Genomic DNA, 19965 nt, shown 5'->3' on the forward strand with positions numbered 1-19965 from the left:
CGGATGAAACGCGGAAGCGGCGCAGCCGAACCCGCCCGCAGCAAAGTCCCGTAAACGCCTAAAAGCCGGCAATCCGCTCACGCGATTTGCCGGCTTTGCTTTCAGAGGTTATAGAGTTGAGAAGCCTTCTCTGGCGGCCGCCGCGTCCTGGCGGACCATTCCTTTGATCAGTTCGTTCGTACGGCTGAGCAGCGACGAGCTGCGCGCAAATACAAGCTCGTCTGCGCCGAGCACCGTAATCTCGCCGTCCGGCCGGCCGATCACCGCGCCGTCCTCGATGATGCAGCCTTCGCCGATGATCGCCCGGAATATTTTGGCGTCGCGTCCGATTTTCACATTCGGCATGACGATGCTTTCCTTTACTTCGCTGCCGCGTCCCGTGTGGACACCGCTGAACAGAAACGACCGGTCGACCTCGCCCTCGACCGCGGAGAGCGGGTGGACGACGGCCTCACGAATGTTGGCCAGCGGGTGGCGGTATGCCTTTATGTAAGGCGCAACCTCATTCGTGTACATCGGCCATTTGTCGCCCTCGAACTGCATTTCGCCGTCAAGGATATCCATATGGGCCTCCCACAGGCTTTCGACCGTGCCGACATCTCTCCAGTAGCCTTCGAACGGATAAGCGAAAACCGCGGCTCCCGAGTGGAGCAGTTCCGGAATGACGTCCTTGCCGAAATCGTGGCTGGACGTTTCGTTTTGCGCGTCGGTCATCAGCTTTTCCTTAAGGAAGGCCCATTTGAACAAATAAATGCCCATCGAAGCCAGATTGCTTTCCGGCTTGGGTGGCTTTTCCGTAAACGAGATCACTTTGTAGTCTTCGTCCGCGTTCATGATGCCGAACCGGTGAGCGTCTTTCCACGGTACGCTTTTGACCGCTATCGTCGCGTCCGCGTCATTCTCCAGATGGAAATCTAGCATCTCTCGGTAATCCATTTGGTAGATATGGTCGCCCGACAAAATCAAAACATGCTCGGGCGCGTATTCGTCGACACGCTCGATGTTTTTGTAGATGGCGTCGGCCGTTCCCGAGTATCCGCTGCCAGGCGCCATTCCGCCCGGCAGCAGGAAGAGATCGGCCGAGGGGTCGTCTCCCGACCAATGCCTGCCGTCCTCTATATGTCCGTGCAGCGACTCAGCCTTGTATTGCGTTAAAACCCCGATCGTCGAAATGCCGGAATTAATGCAATTGCTGAGCGGAAAGTCGATAATTCGGTAACGTCCGCCGAAAGGGACTGCGGGTTTCGCCAGCTTTTCGGTCAAGGGCGCAAGCCGCTTTCCCTCTCCGCCTGCCAGCAGCATTGCCATGCATGAATGTCTCGTCATATCGTCCCTCCACTTTGTCATTGGTACTTTTTGATTAAACTTATATTTGTTTTCTGAAACTGAAATGGGAAGGTTATCCGGCCTCCCTTCGCGAAAAAGTTATGCAGGACAATTCTATGAGGATTTATCCGAAAACATGCGTCGTTTTTTTCATATTCGGGTAATGATTCAATTGGAATGTCCGGAGAGATTTCGTCGAGAGGGGTGTGGGAAGTTTTGGCAAGCAGCAGGTTGACGGCGGACGAGATTCACTGGTTCCACGAGGGAACCTATCACCAGAGCTATCGTAAAATGGGCGCACATCCCGCAACCGAAGACGGCAAGTCCGGTGTCCGGTTCAACGTGTGGGCGCCGAACGCCCGGGAAGTCAGGCTGGCGTCGGATTACAACGGCTGGAACGGGGAGAACGACAGGTTCGAGCGGCTGCCGGATTCCGGTTTGTGGACGCTGTTCGTGCCGGATATCGGAGAAGGTACGCTTTACAAGTATGAGATCGTGACGCCGGAGGGCGAGACGATTCTGAAGGCCGATCCGTATGCCTACTATGCCGAGGTCCGGCCGAAAACCGCGTCGGTCGTAACCTCGCTGGAAGGCTTCGAGTGGACGGACAAAGCATGGCTGCGCAGCCGCAAGTCGCCGTATGAGCAGCCGATGCTTATTTACGAAGTGCATCTCGGCAGTTGGAAAAAGCATGAGGACGGCACGCTGCTTACCTATCGGGAGCTGGCCGAGCAGCTTGTGGACCATGTGGCCGAGCTTGGATATACGCATATCGAATTAATGCCGCTTGCGGAGCATCCTTACGACCGGTCGTGGGGCTACCAGGCCACCGGTTATTTTGCGGTCACGAGCCGGTTCGGCACGCCGCGTGATTTCATGTATTTCGTCGACCGCTGCCACAATCGGGGCATCGGCGTCATCATGGACTGGGTGCCGGGACATTTTACGCGCGACGCGCACGGGCTGCGGCTGTTCGACGGCACCCCGCTGTTCGAGCATTACGACCCGATGGTGGCCGACCGGCCGGGCTGGGGAACGCTCGGCTTCGATTACGGCAAGCCCGAGGTGCGGACGTTCCTGATCTCGAACGCGCTGTTCCTGCTGGAGGTTTTCCATCTCGACGGCATCCGGATCGACGCGGTCACGAGCATGATCCGCCGCGATTTCGAGAAGCCGGACGGCAGATGGGTGCCGGGCGCCGGCGGAGGACGGGAGGACACGGACGCGATCGAGCTGCTGCGCAAGCTGAATCAGGCGGTGTTCCTGGCGCAGCCGAACGCGCTCATGATGGCCGAGGAATCGAGCGCCTGGCCGCTTGTCACCGCCCCGATCGAGGACGGCGGCCTCGGCTTCAACTACAAATGGAATATGGGCTGGATGAACGACACGCTTAAATATATGGAGACCGATCCGGTACACCGGCAATACCACCAGAATTTGCTGACGTTCCCGATCTGCTACGCGTACTCCGAGAACTTCGTGCTGCCTTTCTCGCACGATGAGGTTGTGCACGGCAAACGTTCGCTGCTGCATAAAATGCCGGTGGATTACGAGCTGAAGTTCGCGGGTCTTCGCGCCCTGCTCGGCTATTGGTTGACCTTCCCGGGCAAAAAGCTGCTGTTCATGGGCTCGGAATTCGGCCAGTTCGACGAATGGAAAGATGAAACCCAGCTCGACTGGTTCCTGCTCGATTACCCGCTGCATTTCAAAATGCTGCAGTTCACGAAGCACGTCAACCGCCTTTATCTGCAGGAGAAATCGCTCTGGCAGCTCGATCATCAAATGGAAGGCTATGAGTGGATCGATCATCGCGACCATGCCCAGAATGTAATCGTCTATATGCGCAAAGCTAAAGCGAAAAACGACTTTATCATCGTCATCTGCAATTTCTCGCCGGTCACCCGCCAAGGATACCGCATCGGAGTGCCGTCTCGCGGCTCTTACATGGAACTGCTCAACAGCGACGACGTGTCGTTCGGCGGAACGGGGATCGTAACGAACGGCTTCCATAAAGCCGAGAAGGCGGGCTGGCACGATCAACCGTACAGCCTGGAGCTGACCTTGCCGCCGCTCAGCGTCATCTTGCTGAAAAAATCAAAGCGCTCCGGCGCGGAAGCGGAGGAGAAAAAGGAGATCGCAACCGTTACCGTAACGGAGAAGAAAGGCCGGGTAACCAAAAAAACGAAGGAGTTGAACGTTTGATGAAGGTTCTGTTTGCCGCCGCCGAAGGCAATCCGTTCGTGAAGACGGGCGGGCTGGCCGATGTGGCTGGGGCGCTGCCGAAGGCATTGCGCAAGGAGGGCGCCGACGTGCGCATTGTGCTGCCGAAATACGGGACGATCGCGCAATCGTATAAGGATAAAATGAAGCTCGTCGCCGAAATCCGGGTTCCGGTCGGCTGGCGGATGAAATATGCCGGCATCTGGGAACTGAAGCAGGACGGCGTTCCCGTCTATTTTATCGATAACGAGGACTATTTCAAGCGCGACGGCATCTACGGCTATTTTGACGACGGCGAACGGTTCGCGTATTTCAGCCGCGCCGTTCTGGAAATTTTGCCGCATATCGGCTTCAGGCCCGACATCGTGCACACGCACGATTGGCATACCGCGGCGACCGCCGCGCTGCTCGAGAAGCATTACCGCCATAATCCTTTTTATCGGGATATCGGGACCGTATTTACGGTGCATAATTTGCAGTTCCAGGGCCACTACGGCTATGAGGTGCTGCCCGACCTGCTCGGTCTCGATCACGATCATTTCGCAAGCGGACAGGTGGAATATCACGGGGGCGTCAACTTCCTGAAAACCGGGCTCGTATTCAACGACCGCGTGACGACCGTCAGCCCGACGTATGCCGATGAAATCCGCACGCCCGCTTACGGCGAAGGGCTGGACGGCGAGCTTCGCTTCCTCGGAAGCAAGCTGTCCGGCATCGTGAACGGCATCGACGACAAGTCGTATAACCCGGCAACCGATCCCCATATCCCGGTAAACTACAAGAACGATCTGGACAAAAAGCGGCTGAACAAAGCCGAGCTGCAGCGCGCGCTGGGCCTGCCGGAAAAGCCGGACGTGCCGCTGATCGGGATGGTCAGCCGCATCACGGTGCAGAAAGGATTCGACCTCGTCGCCGACGGCCTGTACGGCTTATTGGAGCATAACGACGTGCAGCTCGTCATTCTCGGCGCGGGCGACCGTTATTATGAGGAGCTGCTTGCGGGTCAAGCGCAGCGGTATCCGGAGCAGCTGTCCGTACAGCTGAAGTTCGACGAAGGCCTTGCGCGCCGCATTTATGCGGGAGTCGATATGTTCCTGATGCCGTCGCGCTTTGAGCCGTGCGGCATCAGCCAATTGATCTCGCTCCGGTACGGCACGGTGCCGATCGTGCGGGAGACAGGCGGCCTGAAGGATACGGTGCTTTCGTATAACGAATTCACCGGAGAAGGCAACGGCTTTACGTTCGGTCCGTACAGCACGCACGACATGCTGTTTACGATACGCCGCGCGCTCAACTTTTACCGGATGCCGGATATTTGGAAGGCGATCGTGCGGAACGCGTTCGCCGGCGATTACAGTTGGGGCCGTTCGGCGCGCCAGTATCTGGAACTGTATGAAGAGATCGCCGTACGGCGCAAGGAGGCGCCCACGGCTGACGGTTCCGCGGAGCCGACTGCCGAGGAAATGGTTGAATCGGCCATCAAGGCCGCCGCTTCCCAAACGGCAGCCGCCGAGGAACCGGCCGGGAAGAAAGGCAGAAAGAAAGCGAAGCCGGAGGGCGGCGAATCCGGCGACGTGTTTATTGTGTAAATGCAAGAGAAATGGCTTGATGAGCTGGCGGTTGAGAACAACGTTAACTTTTCGCGAGTACTGCAGGACGGATTAAAAGCGCATCTCGGCGTAACCGAGCGTAAGAAATAACGATCAATGGCAAGCAAAACAAAATTGGCCGGCGTATAAATGACGTCGGCCTTTGTGTTGCGAACAAAACAGCCCCGGCTGCCCGAGGCTGTTACCTGCATGGTTTTATACGATTTTCCGGTACATGATCCGGTAGCCCAGCTCGTCGAGCTCGATGTTCATTACGCCGTCCGTTACCTCCACGTGCTCGCCGGACAGCGCGTCATGCCAGTCGTTCGTTTCCATCGGATGGGAGAGAACAGTCCGTTCCGCCGTGTTGTTCATCCATACGGTGAAATGCATCTCGTCGTCCAACCGCTCATAAATGATGCGGCAGTCGCCGGGCTCGGCCATCAGGAAGCGGAACCGGCCGTGCCGGAGAACCGGATAATTTTTGCGAAGCGCAATGATCAGCTTGTAGAAATCGAACAGCTCCCGGTCCTGCCTGTCGTAATCCCATTCCATGCATTTGCGGCAGTCGGGGTCGGCGCCGCCCTTCAAGCCGATCTCATCTCCGTAAAAAATGCACGGCGTTCCGATGTACGTCAGCAGAAACACGACCGCGAGCTTGAGCCGCCGCTTGTCCTCGCCGACCATCGTCAGCACGCGGGGCGTGTCGTGCGAGCACAGCAGGTTGAAAATGACCTCGTTCGTCTGCTGCGGATAGCGCACGAGCAGCCGGCTGATTTCGTTCGCAAACGTATAGCCGTCCTTGGCGCAGCCCGAGAAGAACGAAAGCGCCTTGTCGGCGAACGGATAGTTCATGACGGAATCGAACTGGTCGCCCATCAGCCACAGCATGGAATCGCTCCAAACCTCGCCTATAATATAGGCGTCCGGCTTGATCGCTTTAACGGCGATCCGGAATTCACGCCAGAAGCGGTGGTCGATTTCATTGGCCACATCCAGCCTCCAGCCGTCGATATCCATCTCCCGCAGCCAGTAGGCGGCGACATGAAGCAAATATTTTTTGACCTCCGGATTGGCTGTGTTCAATTTCGGCATATGGCCGTAGAAGCCGAACGTGTCGTAGTTGGCCTGATTCTCGGCAACCGTCACCGGGAAGCTGTGGATGTGGAACCAGTCTTTATACTTCGAGTTTTCACCGTTTTTCACGACGTCCCGGAACGGGCCGAACTCGACGCCGGAGTGGTTGAACACCGCGTCGAGCACGACGCGGATTCCTTTGTCGTGGCACATCTTTACGAGCCTCTTCAAATCTTTCTCGTCTCCGAACTGCGGATCGATCTCCATATAATCAATCGTATCGTATTTATGATTCGAAGGCGATTTGAACAGGGGCGTAAAATAAATCGCGTTAATGCCCAGGTCCGCGAGGTAGTCGAGGTGATCCATCACGCCTTTGAGATCGCCGCCGAAAAAGCCCTCCGTTTCCGGCTGCCCGCCCCATTCCCCGGTGCCTTCGGGATCGTTGGAGGTGTCGCCGTTGGCGAAGCGGTCGGTGAATATCTGATAGAAAACGGCTTCCTTCGCCCACTCCGGCGCACGGAATATATCGACCGGGTGTATGTAGGGAAATTCGTAGTAGCCGCCGGGAGGCGTCGGCTGCTCGTGATAAATGCCCGATTCGACCATCCATACCGTCTCGCTGCCGGCACGGATCCGGAACCCGTAAGAGAAGCGCTTGTGCTTCGGCCGGATGCCGATTTCCCAGTAATCGAAAAAATGGTCGGAGGCGAGCTTGTCCATTTTCAGTTCTTTATAATGCGCTTCCCAGTCATATTTATCGCCCGTTATGGCGTAGACCTCGTCCACGTCGTCCCTTTTGGTGCGGAATCGGAGGTGGATCGTATTCTCGTCGTAGGCGTAGGCCCAATTGCTTCGCGTAGCGTGATGGAAGCATTCCAGCAGCATGGTTGTGGCTCCTTCCCGAACTCTCTCTATTAGCAACTATATAAACGCGGGCTCGAAGGGCTGAATCATCCTGGCCGGCTTGCTTTCAAGGGAGTGTTTAGCAGATTTTGGGGACGGGTAATCCGGAGTATACGAACGAGCGGAAAGGATGATCTGCATGGCGAAAGCGGTAACGGCCGTCGTTCTGATGCTGGTGTTTCTGCAAGGCTCCTCCGGTCAACCGGGGGCCCAAAGCTCCCCGGACAAGGCGCCTGCCGTCGTGAAGACGGAAACGGCGGTTCACGCCGATATGAAGCTTGACGACACAGGCCGCATAAACGCGGAATCGTTCGCCCGGATCAACGGGATTGATATGGGATGGACGGACATCGAAGTATTGGAAGTGCTCGGTCCTCCGGACAAAGTATGGCTCGACGATTACACGCCGGGCAGCAAGGAGCTTCGTTATGACGGCGTTACGGTCGGCTTTTATGACGGCTTGATCGAATATATTTCGGTTGACGCCGGCGAACCGGCGGTCACCTTCGGCGAGACGGTCGTTCCGATGGATTTCAAGGCGCTGGCCGGCACGCTCGGCGAACCCGACTTCATTGCAGAAGACGGGTGGGTGTATGAAGGAAAAGGTATTGCCGTCAAGCTGTTCATGGATGAATCCGGGCAAAAGCTCGAGTCGGTGGATGCTTTTTGGGCTTATAGCGAATAAAGTAGAAATATGAAAAAAAATATTCATAGAGCTGTTTCAACGTTTAATGAACAGGGTATATCCTAATAGACCGTTTAACAGGACTACCGGTCGCTATCACGGAAAGGGAGGAATCGTCGATGAAACCGACCATACAAGTGGTGGATACGCAAATGGCCGCGATGCACGCCGTGCGGGAGTTGAATTTAAGAGGGTACGGACAGGACGATATTTATGTGCTGGCGCATGACGGCGACCAGACGGATCAGTTGAACGAGGCGGCCGATACGAACAATATCGGCATTTCCGAAGAAGGCGTGTTCAATTCGATGGCGAACTTGTTCCGTTCGCGTGGCGACGAGCTCCGGGCGAAGCTTGAGGCCATCGGATTCAGCGAAGAGGAAGCGGGCATGTACGAGGAGCAATTAGATCGCGGGAGGGTGCTCGTCATTGCGAAGGTCCATTGAATCGTCAAGGCCACAATCCGATCATTCATGACAGGCAAGACAAGCCTCTGCGGGAGGCTTGTCTCTCTTTGTGTCGGAGTATGTCCGGGCGTATCTTGCTATAATAAATAAGGTGATGGGTGAGGGTTAAAGGGCATGAAAATCAGGTCGAAGCTGCTGATCGGTTCGGGAATATTGATAGCTCTTATTATTTTATTGTCGGGGCTCGGAATCGGCAACCTAAACAAAGCGAACGACAACGTCGAATACCTGTACGAGGACCGGTACCGGAAGCTGGTCAAGGCTTACGAGCTGCGCGGCGAGATCAACAATCTCTCCAAGCGTTTGACCAATATCGCGACGGTGCCGTCGCAAGCGAATCTGCTGGTGAACCGCCGGGAGATGGATGCTTCCTATCAAGCGGCGGTCAAAGCGCTTACGGAATTGAATGAATCGTTTACAACCGAAGAAGAGCGGCTCATCATGCAGGATATGATCGAAGCGGGCCGTCCTTTTATTCAATATAGAGACCGGATCATTCAACTCGTCGAGGCCGGAAAGGGCGATGAGGCTCGTGTGTTGCGGGAGAACGAAGGCCTTCGCCTTGCGGACGATCTGATCAGGAGCGTCGATTATTTGACCGACTATTACAACCGCAATATGGAGGGCACGTTTACGGCCATGTTTGCCGACAACCGCGAAACGTTCAACATGCTCGCGGTGACGGCCGGACTCGGGCTGCTGCTCGCGTTCCTTGCGCTCTACTGGAATATGTGGAGCATTACGCAGGGGCTGCAGAGCCTGTCCGTCATGATCCGCGGGTTTGCCAGCGGAACGATCGACCCCGGCGCCAGGGTTCGTCAGCTGCGCAAGGACGAATTCGGCGATGTCGGCAGAACGTTCAATCTGCTGGCCGACGATCTCGAGCGTCGAACCGCCGCTGAGCAGGCCTATAAGGCACAGATTGAAGAAGATAACTGGATCAAAACGAACCTGGCGGAAATTGCCGTCGAGCTGCAGAATGATACGGATCTCGATAAGCTGGCCTCCACGTTCATGGAGAAGCTGGCTCCGCTTGTCGGCGCCAGCTACGGCGCGCTGTATGTCAGGGAAGGACTCGGCGAGCAGCCTCGCCTGAAGCTGCAGAGCGGATATGCGCACGAGGGAGAAGCCGATGCCGAGCGTGCGTTCGTGTTCGGTGAAGGGCTGGTCGGCCAGTGCGCGGCTAGCGGAAAATCGATCGAGCTGGCGGATATCCCTGAAGATTACATTCGCATCCGTTCGGGCACGGGAGAGAGCAAGCCGAAATATTTGCTTCTTTGTCCGGTGAAATACCGCGATCACGTCGTCGGCGTGTTCGAGTTGGCGCATCTGGCCCCGATCGGCCAAAGGCAGATGGAATTCGTGTGCCTTCTTGCGGAAAATTTGGGCATCGTATTGAACAGCCTGTTCGGGCGCATGCGCGTGCAGGAGCTGCTGAAGGAATCGCAGGCGCTCACGGAAGAGCTGCAGGTGCAGTCCGAGGAGCTCATTTCCCAGCAGGAAGCGCTGCGCCGCTCGAACGAACGGCTGGAGGAGCAGACGAAGCAGCTGAAGAAATCCGAAGAAGTGCTGCAGAGCCAGCAGGAAGAACTGGAGCAGACGAACGACGAACTGCTGCGGAAAACCCACCTGCTCGAGCTTCAGATGAAACAGACCGAGCAGAAGAACCGGGAGATCGAGAAATCGAGGCTCGCACTGGAACGCCAAACGGTGCAATTGGCCCTGTCGTCCAAATACAAATCGGAATTTTTGGCCAACATGTCCCATGAGCTTCGGACGCCGCTGAACAGCCTCCTGATTCTGTCCCAGATGCTGATGGACAACAAGGAAGGCAATCTGACGCCGAAGCAGGTTGAATTCGTTTCAACGATTTATGGCTCCGGCAGCGACTTGCTGAAGCTGATCGACGAGATTCTCGATCTTTCCAAAATCAGCGCAGGCAAAATGGAGGTCGTAACCGAGCACGTTCCGATCAGCCAGCTGGAGCTGTACATCAAGCGCAATTTCGATCCGGTCGCCATGCAGAAAGGCATCCAATTCGCAACCCGCCTGGAAGACGGGCTGCCGGAGGAGATGTATACGGACAGCCACCGGGTGAAGCAGGTGTTGAAAAATTTGCTGTCCAACGCGTTCAAGTTCACGGAGAAAGGGAAGGTGGAATTGACGATCCGCAGGGCGGCGCCGGATGAATTCGACTTGCCGGACGAGCTGTCCGGCGTCATTGCCTTTGAAGTGAAAGACACGGGAATCGGCATACCGGAGGACAAGCAGAAGCTCATATTCGAAGCTTTCCAGCAGGTGGACGGCACGACCAGCCGCATATATGGCGGCACCGGCCTGGGGCTTGCGATCAGCCGCGAACTGGCGGCGCTGCTCGGGGGCGGAATCCGGCTCGAAAGCGAAGAAGGCAAAGGCAGCGCATTCACGTTCTACGTTCCGGAATTCCATGTCGCTACGGAATCGCCGGAACGGTTCGAGGCTTTGGTTCCCGGTTCGAGCGGCCTGACGAATGATGTGATCGAGAGCGCGCTGCTGACGACGCCGTCCTTCGAAATTCCGCTCTCCACAGCCGCAGGGGGCGCGGACGCAGGTACCATGATTCACGACGATGTTGAGCTAATCAAGCCGGGCGACAAAGTGGTGCTGATCATTGAAGATGATGTAAACTTCGCCAAGGTGCTGCTGGACATCGCCCGTTCGCGGGGCTTCAAGGGAATCGTGGCGCTGCAGGGCGACAACGGATTGGCGTACGCCCGTACACACCGGCCCGACGCCATCCTGCTCGACATCCAGCTGCCGGTCATGGACGGCTGGTCCGTGCTCAACCAATTGAAGCACCATTCGGATACGCGCCATATTCCGGTCCATGTCATATCCGTCGTCGACGACATTCAGCAAGGCCTTTCCATGGGGGCGCTGGCTTACATCAAGAAACCGTCCTCCAAGGATAAGCTGGAGGACGTATTCACCCAGATCGAATCGTTCATCGAGCGCGATATGAAACGGCTGCTCGTGGTCGAGGACGATCCGGCTCAGCGGACGAGCATCGTCGAGCTGATCGGACATGACGACGTGCTGATCACGGCGGTATCGACAGGAAAAGACGCGCTCAAGGAGCTCAGGAACCTGCATTACGACTGCATGGTGCTGGATCTCGGCCTTCCCGATATTTCAGGGTTCGAGCTGCTTGACACGATTCGCAAGGACGAGGAGCTGCAGGAGCTGCCGATTATCGTCTATACCGGCCGCGAGCTGGATAAGAAGGAAGAGCTCCGGCTGAAGAAATTCGCGGGCACGATCATCATCAAGGATGTCAGGTCGCCGGAGCGGCTGCTGGATGAAACGACGCTTTTCCTTCACCGCGTGGAGGCGAATCTTCCGGAGGACAAGCGGAATATGCTTCGCAAGCTTCACAGCATGGAGGGCATTTTCGAGGGGAAAAATATTATGATCGTCGATGACGACATCCGCAACGTTTTTGCCTTGTCAAGCGTTCTGGAAGGCTACCGGATGAACATCACGTTCGCCGAGAACGGCCGGGAGGCGCTGGAGCTGCTGGAGCAATCGCCGAATTTTGATATGATAATAATGGATATCATGATGCCGGATATGGACGGTTACGAAACGATGCAAGCGATTCGCCGGCGGCCGGAATACCAAAAGCTGCCGATCATCGCGATCACCGCGAAGGCGATGAAGGACGACCGCGACAAGTGCATCGAAGCCGGCGCTTCCGACTATATCGCCAAGCCCGTTCATACGGAGCAATTGCTTTCCTTAATGAGGGTGTGGTTGTATCAATAAAGACAGGATGAATGAGTCGGTTCCCGACAGCGTTCCCGATGCGGATGAACGCGAGAAAGTGGAGATCGAGCTGCTGCTTGAGGCGCTCTTCCGCATTTACGGCTACGATTTTCGCAATTATGCTTTTGCGTCGGTTCGCAGGCGAATATGGCACCGAGTCCACTCGGAACGACTGCAGACGGTATCCGGCCTGACGGAGCGTGTCATTCACGACCGTTCCTGCATGGAAAGGCTGCTGTCCGACATGACCATCCACGTGACCGAGATGTTCCGCGACCCGCAGGCGTTTTACGCCTTCCGCAAGCTGGTCGTGCCGATGCTGCGCACCTACCCTTTTATCCGGATTTGGCACGCCGGCTGTTCAACGGGCGAGGAAGCATACTCGATGGCCATTCTGCTGCATGAGGAAGGGTTGTATGACAAGTCGCGCATTTACGCCACGGATGCCAACGGCGACGTGCTTGCAGCGGCGAAGGAAGGCGTCTTCCCGATGGAGCGTATGAAGCTCTATACCCGAAATTATATGGAGGCGGGAGGAAGAGAGTCGTTCTCGCATTATTATACGGCCAAATACGATTCGGTCATCTTTCACTCCTATCTGAAGAAAAATATCGTATTCGGCCAGCACAATCTCGTGACGGACGGCTCGTTCAACGAATTCAATGTCATCTTTTGCCGCAACGTCATGATTTATTTCAACAAAACGCTGCAGGATCATGTGCACGGGCTGCTCTACGACAGCCTCAGCACGTTCGGTATTCTTGCTCTCGGCACGAAAGAGTCGATTACGTTCACCAAGCACGCCGACAAGTTCGAGGAGCTCGACTCCGTTAACCGGCTGTACCGCAAAATCCGTTGACGGCGGCCGCCGCATGCCGCAGCGCATGAAAGAAAGGCAGGCGTATGTCTGATGATAACCTTCGAAGGTCCTATAAATATCCTGCTGGTCGACGACCATCCGGATAATTTGCTGGCGCTCGAAGCGGTGCTCGGCGATATGAATTACAACCTCGTCAAATGCATGTCGGGCGAGGAAGCGCTGCGCTATTTGCTTAAGGATGACTTCGCGGTAATCGTGCTCGATGTGCAAATGCCCGGTATGGACGGTTTCGAAACCGCCAAGCTTATTAAAGCGCGGGAGAGAACGAAGGAAATCCCGATTATGTTCATTACCGCTACCAGCAAGGAGACGGAGCATTTCCATACCGGTTATGCGGCAGGGGCGATCGATTACATGACCAAGCCGTTTGTGCCGCAGATTCTGCGCACCAAGATCGAGGGTTTCGTCAATATGTATATCAGCAACAAGAAGCTGCAGCTGCAGACGGAGCTGTTGCAGCAGAAGACGAGAGAGCTCGAGAAAATGAATAAAGAGCTGTTGAGAACGGCCTACCAGCTCACCAAGACGGAGGCGCAGGCTCGTGTTATCCGGGAAACCTCCATCGATACGATGATCACCTTTGATGAAGAAGGGCGGATTATGACCGTCAATCCGGCATTGGAGCAGATGTTCGCGTATACGGAGGAGGACGTGCTGGACAAGCCGATCGCCATGCTCGTTCCGGCTCTCGCGGGCATCGATATGATGGCCGTCGCCAACGGGTCCGAAAGCAATCGGGAGGGCGGCCGCCTCATGGAAGTGGTGCCGGTGCGCAGCGACGGAACGACGTTTTTCGCCGAGATTCAGATCGGTGTGGCTGTCGTTGACAGCGAGCGGATATTCGCCTGCACGATCAGCGATGTTACGGAGCAGAAGTTGTTCGAGCGCGAACTGATGGAAGCGAAAGAGGCTGCGGAAATTGCGGCCCGGGCGAAAACGGATTTTCTGGCGATGGTCAGCCACGAAATCCGCACGCCGATGAACGGCGTTATCGGGATGTCGGCGCTGCTGCTTGAAACGGACATGAGCGAGGAGCAGAAGGAATACGTTGAGATTATCGGCAAGAGCGGCGAGGCGCTGCTGTCGGTCATTAACGATATTCTGGATTACTCGAAGATCGAATCGGGCAAAATGGAAATCGAGGAAGTGCCGTTCGAGCTGGCCGATTGCATCGGCGAGACGTTCGACCTGTTTACGGTCAAAACGAAAAAGCAAAACCTGGATATGAGCTTCGCGATCGATCCGATGCTGGAGAAGCCGATCGTAAGCGACGTTACGAAGCTGCGCCAGGTGCTGATCAACCTGGTCGGCAATGCCGTGAAATTTACGAGCGAGGGCAGCATTCGGGTCGATGTCAAGCTGCTTCATGACTATGGCAGCCGCCTGGACATCATGTTCAGGGTGGAGGATACGGGCGTGGGCATTCCGGAAGAGAAGCTTCCGCTGCTGTTTCAGCCTTTTTCGCAGCTGGATTCATCGATGTCCCGCAAATATGGGGGAACGGGTCTTGGGCTCGCCATTTGCAAAAATCTGATCGAGCTGATGGGCGGCACGATCAGCGTGGACACGGCGCGCAAGCAGGGTGCCGCCTTTGTTTTCACAATACGCGCGAAACATTTGCTTTCTGCCGAACCGGTTCCCGAAGCGGAACGGTTCGGACCGGCGCCGGACCAACCGGTCTCGTTCTCCGATTTTCTTTCTTCCACGGAGGAAACGGCGGCATGCGGAGACGGTCCGGCCGACCGGGCGGCGGATGTCCGTGCGGAGGACGGCATGCGAGACCCGGAGGCGTCTTCTTTATCGCCGGTGAAGGCCGACAGGTCCGCGGCGCGCCCCGGGCTTCTCCCGGGAGTCAAGGGTCGTGTTCTGGTTGCGGAGGACAATGAAGTGAACCGGAAGCTGGCGCTTCGCATGCTTGAGAAGCTTGGGCTTCGCGCGGACATTGCCGAGAACGGACGGGAAGCGCTCGCGATGCTGGCGGTTAACCGCTACGACCTCGTATTGATGGATATGCAAATGCCCGTGATGGACGGTATCGAAGCGGCGCGTCTTTTGTTCGAGCGCCTTCCGAAGGAGGATTGCCCGCCCGTCGTCGCCATGACGGCAAACGTGCTGCCGGAAGATAAAGAGAAGTGCCTGGCGATCGGCATGTCGGATTTCATCAGCAAGCCGTTCCGCATGGAGGCTCTTCGGACATTGGTCAATCGTTATATCGACGCTCACGCGAGCGAAACAAACCAGCCTACCCTGTAATTCCAGGGCAGGCTGTTTATTGGTACGACAGCAGAAGGCCGTCCCGTCGTCTCAATGAATGAGAGACTCGGCGCCGTCGACATAGATTTCGGTGCCCGATATATGATCGGATTCGTCGGATGCCAGGAAAAGGACAAGCTTCGCTACCTGGGAAGCTGTGCCCGGCGCCCGCCGAAGCGGATGCTCCCCCTCGGGCGGCATCTCGACGGGAATGGTAATTTCCTCGAGCTTCGGCTTTTTCTCTGTGCTTGCGTCGATATTCGTCTCGATCGCTCCAGGACATACCGCGTTGACGCGGATACGGTATCGGGCAAGTTCGAGAGCGGCCATTTTCATATATGCGACCTGTCCGGCCTTCGTCGTACTGTATGCGCTCATGCCGAAGCTCGTGAACACCCTGTTGCCGTTAATCGAACTCGTAATGATGATGCTGCCGCCTTTATCCTTCATGGACGGAATCGCATGCTTAACGGTGAGGAAGGTGCCTGTGAGGTTCGTCTGAACCGTCCGGTTCCACTCCTCGCAAGCCATCGTCTCGATCGGCCCCACCGTACCGTTGATGCCGGCGTTGGCGAACGCGATATCAAGCCGTCCCCATCGTTGCAGCACCTTTTCGTAAGCCGCCTTGACGTCCTCCTCGCTGGCGATATCCGCCTGGAAGGCAAACGCTTCTCCTCCGTCGCCGGTTATTTTTTTCTCAACCTGCCTAAGCTTGTCCTCCGTTAATCCGATCAATGCCACCTTGGCGCCTTCCTTTGCCAACAGCTCCGCCGCGGCCTTTCCGATCCCCGAGCCTGCGCCCGTAATGAAAGCCACCTTCCCATTAACACGCTCCGCCATTGTATTCCTCCGCTCCCGTATCTATATTAATTTGCTGCATCGGGGTATTGCCCGTAATCGTTTTTACCCTTCCGGGAATGCGCGTGAACCAGCGGCGTGCGGTTTGGCAAACTTTGTTTTAGCGAACCCGCATCCGTGTAATAACTGGTACGCAACACCAAAACTCAATGTGCAGAAGGCGGTGATTGGCCATGACGGTCGTCTATCAAAGTCCTTGCTTCGATGTCGAGCTGATCGTTAAGAAGTTGGAGGAAGACGGGTTGTCATATCAAGTCAGCATCCGTAGCACAAAGAACCCGCTGGGTACGGGCAATATGCTCGGCGCCTACCCGACCGAGGAGGAAGCCGTCCGCAAAACGGGCACGCTTTGCAGCTTCTATTCAAAGGCCAGGGAGAACGGTTACTACCTGCGGTCAGGATCGTTCGTCAAACCGGGCAGAAACGACATTCCGGTATCGATGGTGCTGGACGGTGACATGACGGGCGAGCAGCTTGATTCTCTGGTAACGCATTAAGCGAGCGGGACGCGCAGGCGTCCCTTTTTTGTTTAGCGCCGGACTTTCGGTTTCCGCCGCTAAGTGGCCGGCCTGTCGCCGGAGCTTGGAGTCACGCGCCGCTTTCAGTATAATACGTGATAGCGGAGAAGCTGTATCGGAAGGCGGTTCAAGGATGATTATCGGGGTAGGGCATGATTTGGTCGAGATCGAACGGGTCCGCAAGCTGCTGGCGCAAGGAACGGGCGACCGCTTTCTTCAGCGGATATTGACGCGGGCGGAATATGGACGCGCGCAGTTGAAGGGCGGCAAGCTGGCCGAGTTCACGGCCGGCCGGTTTGCGGCCAAGGAAGCGGTCGTCAAAGCGCTCGGCTGCGGCATTGGGGCGGCGGTCGGCTTCGCGGACATCGAGCTGTTGCCGGACGGGGCCGGGAAGCCCTGCTGCACGCTTTCACCCGGATCGCTTGAAAGGTTGGGGATGCGGTTGGGGATGTCCGGGGAGAAGCTGACGGTGCACGTGTCCATCACGCACGAGCGTTCGATCGCGTCGGCGTTCGCGGTGGCGGTGATGGAGGCTGAGGCGGGAAAACCGAATTTTAAGTAAATTTTTATGTTACGGCGCTTTTATATTTGTTAACCCAAAAGGTATAATAAAGATTAATATCATTCACATCAATTCATTGTACCTTAGGAGCGGCTATGGAGCGAAATTACCGGACCATCATCGAACATCATTTACAGAATATGAATGCCGAGGTTATGATGACCGCCTTCAGCACCATGCAGCCGGGTGTTCGGGTATCAGGCCTGAAGCCGGATTTTTTTCGCCTGATTCTCGTTACCAAGGGCAACGGGTGGCTGGAGCTGGGCGGCAAATACGTGGAGACGAAGCCGGGCCGGCTGCATTTGGTGCCGGCAGGCTCGGAGCAATCCTACGGCGTCATCGGCGATCAGCCGCTTGAGCTTTACTGGTGCCATTTCCGGGCCAACCTGGGAGATATTGAATTGTTCGATCTGCTGCATTTGCCTACAATGGTTGAGGCCGATGATAGGGAAAAGGCGCGCGCACTGTTTGAAAAAATGGTCGAAGCGTTCAACGGCCGTTCGATCACACGCGGACTGCGCGTGAAAGCGGTGCTGTGGGAAATGCTTGCCGTCTATCTCGATAAATGCGACATAGAGGAAGAATCGCTTGACAACATGGAGATGTTCGTCAAGCTCTCGGCCGTGTTGAACTATATCGATACGCATTTGGACCGGAACATTCTGCTGGAAGATTTGGCGAGGGTAGCTTATTTGCACCCCAACTATTTCATCGGCCTGTTCAAAAATATAATCGGCGTCTCGCCGATCCAATATGTCAACAACCGCCGTCTGGAGACGGCCAAAAAGCTGCTGGCGGAGACGAACCGTTCAGTGGCGGAGGTGGCTTCGGCGGTCGGTATGCAGAACCATTACCTGTCCCGCTTATTTAAACAGCATACGGGCATTTCGCCCAAAAGATACCGCCAGCTGTATACGCGGACGGACGGCAAAGCGGTATATTCGCTGCCGGACGCCGACGGTATCGCGAAGGCGGTTTGCATCGGCAACGAAGGAGGAGCGGATAGTGAAGCTTGACGGCGGACGAAATGCCGGCAAGAAGAACGGGAACGGCCCGCGGGCGGAGAACCCGGAAGCGTCGGGACATTTCAGCCGTGAGCTGCTGGCCTGGTACCGGGCCAATAAACGGCGGCTGCCTTGGCGCGAGAACAAGGATCCTTACCGGATATGGGTGTCGGAAATCATGCTTCAGCAAACGCGCGTCGATACGGTGATTCCTTATTTCCGGCGTTTCATCGAACGGTTTCCGACTCTGCAGTCGCTTGCGGAGGCGCCGGAGGCGGACGTCCTCAAGTGCTGGGAGGGGCTCGGATATTATTCGCGCGCGCGCAATTTGCAGGCCGGCGCGCGGCAGGTCGTTCAGCTGCACGGCGGAGTCGTTCCGAATGACAAAGCTGCGGTGTCCGGGTTGAAGGGCGTCGGGCCTTATACGTCCGGGGCCATTCTCAGCATTGCCTTCGACCGCCCGGAGCCCGCCGTGGACGGCAATGTGATGCGCGTATTGTCCCGTTATTTCCTGCTGGAAGAGGATATCGCCAAGCCGTCCACAAGGTCCGGTATAGAGCGGCTTGCCGCCTCGCTAATACCTGACGGAGCCGCCGGCGATTTCAATCAGGCGATTATGGAGCTCGGCGCGCTCATATGCACGCCGAAATCGCCCGGCTGTCTGCTGTGCCCGGTCATGGAGCGCTGCTCCGGCCGGGCCGCGGGCCGGGAGGCGGAGCTGCCGCTCAAGTCGAAGGCGAAGCCGCCGCGGCCGGAGCTGCGGCTCGCCGCGCTGATTGAAGGAACGGGGGAGCGGGAAGGGCAGGTGCTCGTGCGCCGGCGTCCCGATACGGGTCTGCTCGCGCTCATGTGGGAGCTGCCGCATGTGCGGGCGCAGGAAGAGGCGGAGGTTGCGGCTGGCGGCACGATGAGTGGTGCTGCCGGCGGCATGGCGAATAGCGCGGCTGGCGGCACGGCGAGAGGCGCGGCACATGGCGGGGCCGGTGAGGAAGCGCGAATGGCCTTGCTCGGCCGCTTGCTTGCGGCAGAAGAGCGGCTGATCATTCGGCCGAGGCGGATGTGGATGGAAGCGGAGCATGTGTTCAGCCACATCCGTTGGGATGTGAAGGTATACGCGGCGGACTTCGGCTTCATGCTCCCCGAGTCCGCCATGCCGGAAACGGCCGCGGCGGCCGAGACGATGGGCGTGTACCGCGTATCGCCGCCCGGCAGACTGCCGGCTTCGGGCCGGTTGCCGTCGCCCGGCGAGGCGGGCTCGACGGATAAGGCGGTATCGCCGTCCGGTTACGGCGAAGCTGCCTCCGATGGGCAGTTGCCGAACGGCTACCGCTGGATCGGTCCGGAGCACATGAAGGAGCTGGCTTTTCCGAACGTGTTTCTGCGCATTCTCAATGCTTATTGGGAAGAGAAGGGCTGAGGCTTTAGGCATAGTGGCGGAATCCGGCGTTAAAGCGCTCGGAATGAGGTCGCGACGTTAACCGGATTGAGCTTTTTCGAGGTCAGTCTGAATAGAATAGAGATGTCATTATTTCGGTGGACGAGCGATACTTTGGGGATTACGCGCCGGCGGCAGTTGACTAACATACTCCATAAGATGCCGTTCAGCAACGCGCAAAGCAATAAGGTGCATTTTCTGCACCTGGTTTAGCTTTGACTGCGGCGACCAGATATCAAGGTGCAAAAAGTACACCTTAATTCAAGGTTTTCGGATAAAATCCGGATTTTTGGGGCCCAAAACGGGGCGGTTTTTGCGGTGTTGGGGGCAAAACGGGGGAAACGGGGAAAAAAAGTGGCGGGTTTTGTCCGTTGGGCGGGG

At 56.7% G+C, this 19965-nt stretch carries 14 protein-coding genes; 11 read left to right on the forward strand and 3 right to left on the reverse strand.

Annotated elements, in window-relative coordinates:
• Nucleotides 1–108: 108 nt before the first annotated feature.
• The gene (locus RWM61_RS03990; RefSeq protein ID WP_313997634.1) at nt 109–1326 is read right to left on the reverse strand and encodes a glucose-1-phosphate adenylyltransferase; all 1218 of its coding nucleotides are present in this window, start codon (nt 1324–1326) and stop codon (nt 109–111) included.
• Nucleotides 1327–1503: 177 nt separating this feature from the next.
• Here RWM61_RS03990 and glgB point away from each other — a divergent pair, with 177 nt between their 5' ends.
• Nucleotides 1504–3528 (forward strand): 1,4-alpha-glucan branching protein GlgB, encoded by a 2025-nt coding sequence (glgB, locus tag RWM61_RS03995; RefSeq protein WP_399537851.1) that lies wholly within the window; start codon nt 1504–1506, stop codon nt 3526–3528.
• On the forward strand, nt 3528–5135 hold the full coding sequence (gene glgA / locus RWM61_RS04000) for a glycogen synthase GlgA (RefSeq protein WP_313997639.1): 1608 nt from the start codon (nt 3528–3530) through the stop codon (nt 5133–5135). Before glgB ends, glgA begins: the two co-directional genes overlap by 1 nt.
• 216 nt (nt 5136–5351) lie before the next feature.
• Here glgA and RWM61_RS04005 read toward each other — a convergent pair whose 3' ends face one another.
• The gene (locus tag RWM61_RS04005) at nt 5352–7100 is read right to left on the reverse strand and encodes an alpha-glycosidase (protein WP_313997641.1); all 1749 of its coding nucleotides are present in this window, start codon (nt 7098–7100) and stop codon (nt 5352–5354) included.
• A 157-nt stretch (nt 7101–7257) separates the two neighbouring features.
• Here RWM61_RS04005 and RWM61_RS04010 point away from each other — a divergent pair, with 157 nt between their 5' ends.
• From RWM61_RS04010 to RWM61_RS20215, 5 genes are all read left to right on the forward strand, one after another.
• Nucleotides 7258–7803, forward strand: a complete 546-nt coding sequence (locus tag RWM61_RS04010; RefSeq protein WP_313997643.1) for a hypothetical protein — start codon at nt 7258–7260, stop codon at nt 7801–7803.
• A 119-nt stretch (nt 7804–7922) separates the two neighbouring features.
• On the forward strand, nt 7923–8249 hold the full coding sequence (locus RWM61_RS04015) for a general stress protein (protein ID WP_313997645.1): 327 nt from the start codon (nt 7923–7925) through the stop codon (nt 8247–8249).
• 135 nt (nt 8250–8384) lie between these two features.
• Entirely contained in the window at nt 8385–12074 is a 3690-nt protein-coding gene (locus RWM61_RS04020) for a response regulator (RefSeq protein ID WP_313997647.1), read from the forward strand.
• Nucleotides 12075–12081: 7 nt separating this feature from the next.
• On the forward strand, nt 12082–12933 hold the full coding sequence (locus tag RWM61_RS04025) for a protein-glutamate O-methyltransferase CheR (protein ID WP_313997649.1): 852 nt from the start codon (nt 12082–12084) through the stop codon (nt 12931–12933).
• 51 nt (nt 12934–12984) lie between these two features.
• Nucleotides 12985–15207 (forward strand): response regulator, encoded by a 2223-nt coding sequence (locus RWM61_RS20215; RefSeq protein WP_399537855.1) that lies wholly within the window; start codon nt 12985–12987, stop codon nt 15205–15207.
• 51 nt (nt 15208–15258) lie between these two features.
• Here the strand turns inward: RWM61_RS20215 and RWM61_RS04040 are convergent, their stop codons facing one another.
• Nucleotides 15259–16047: an SDR family NAD(P)-dependent oxidoreductase gene (locus RWM61_RS04040; protein ID WP_313997651.1), complete on the reverse strand. Its 789-nt coding sequence runs from the start codon at nt 16045–16047 to the stop codon at nt 15259–15261.
• Between the two features lie 191 nt (nt 16048–16238).
• On the opposite strand from RWM61_RS04040, the gene RWM61_RS04045 reads away from it, so the two are divergent.
• The 4 genes from RWM61_RS04045 to mutY all read left to right on the forward strand — a co-directional run bounded on the left by RWM61_RS04045 (nt 16239) and on the right by mutY (nt 19566).
• Nucleotides 16239–16562, forward strand: coding sequence for a hypothetical protein (locus tag RWM61_RS04045; protein WP_313997652.1), 324 nt, complete (start codon nt 16239–16241; stop codon nt 16560–16562).
• A 154-nt stretch (nt 16563–16716) separates the two neighbouring features.
• Nucleotides 16717–17145, forward strand: a complete 429-nt coding sequence (gene acpS / locus RWM61_RS04050; protein ID WP_313997654.1) for a holo-ACP synthase — start codon at nt 16717–16719, stop codon at nt 17143–17145.
• 95 nt (nt 17146–17240) lie between these two features.
• Nucleotides 17241–18161 (forward strand): AraC family transcriptional regulator, encoded by a 921-nt coding sequence (locus RWM61_RS04055; RefSeq protein ID WP_313997656.1) that lies wholly within the window; start codon nt 17241–17243, stop codon nt 18159–18161.
• Entirely contained in the window at nt 18151–19566 is a 1416-nt protein-coding gene (gene mutY, locus RWM61_RS04060; protein ID WP_399537859.1) for an A/G-specific adenine glycosylase, read from the forward strand. The genes RWM61_RS04055 and mutY overlap by 11 nt, the downstream gene beginning before the upstream one ends.
• The last annotated feature ends 399 nt before the right edge of the window (nt 19567–19965 follow it).

This window comes from uncultured Paenibacillus sp., from assembly GCF_963515335.1.
GTDB lineage: Bacteria > Bacillota > Bacilli > Paenibacillales > Paenibacillaceae > Paenibacillus_I.

Bases quoted from the DNA above. Each gene is read 5' to 3' on its own strand.
- RWM61_RS03990 (WP_313997634.1), bottom strand. From the start codon at position 1,326: ATGACGAGACATTCATGCATGGCAATGCTGCTGGCAGGCGGAGAGGGA.
- glgB (WP_399537851.1), top strand. From the start codon at position 1,504: ATGTCCGGAGAGATTTCGTCGAGAGGGGTGTGGGAAGTTTTGGCAAGC.
- glgA (WP_313997639.1), top strand. From the start codon at position 3,528: ATGAAGGTTCTGTTTGCCGCCGCCGAAGGCAATCCGTTCGTGAAGACG.
- RWM61_RS04005 (WP_313997641.1), bottom strand. From the start codon at position 7,100: ATGCTGCTGGAATGCTTCCATCACGCTACGCGAAGCAATTGGGCCTAC.
- RWM61_RS04010 (WP_313997643.1), top strand. From the start codon at position 7,258: ATGGCGAAAGCGGTAACGGCCGTCGTTCTGATGCTGGTGTTTCTGCAA.
- RWM61_RS04015 (WP_313997645.1), top strand. From the start codon at position 7,923: ATGAAACCGACCATACAAGTGGTGGATACGCAAATGGCCGCGATGCAC.
- RWM61_RS04020 (WP_313997647.1), top strand. From the start codon at position 8,385: ATGAAAATCAGGTCGAAGCTGCTGATCGGTTCGGGAATATTGATAGCT.
- RWM61_RS04025 (WP_313997649.1), top strand. From the start codon at position 12,082: ATGAATGAGTCGGTTCCCGACAGCGTTCCCGATGCGGATGAACGCGAG.
- RWM61_RS20215 (WP_399537855.1), top strand. From the start codon at position 12,985: ATGATAACCTTCGAAGGTCCTATAAATATCCTGCTGGTCGACGACCAT.
- RWM61_RS04040 (WP_313997651.1), bottom strand. From the start codon at position 16,047: ATGGCGGAGCGTGTTAATGGGAAGGTGGCTTTCATTACGGGCGCAGGC.
- RWM61_RS04045 (WP_313997652.1), top strand. From the start codon at position 16,239: ATGACGGTCGTCTATCAAAGTCCTTGCTTCGATGTCGAGCTGATCGTT.
- acpS (WP_313997654.1), top strand. From the start codon at position 16,717: ATGATTATCGGGGTAGGGCATGATTTGGTCGAGATCGAACGGGTCCGC.
- RWM61_RS04055 (WP_313997656.1), top strand. From the start codon at position 17,241: ATGGAGCGAAATTACCGGACCATCATCGAACATCATTTACAGAATATG.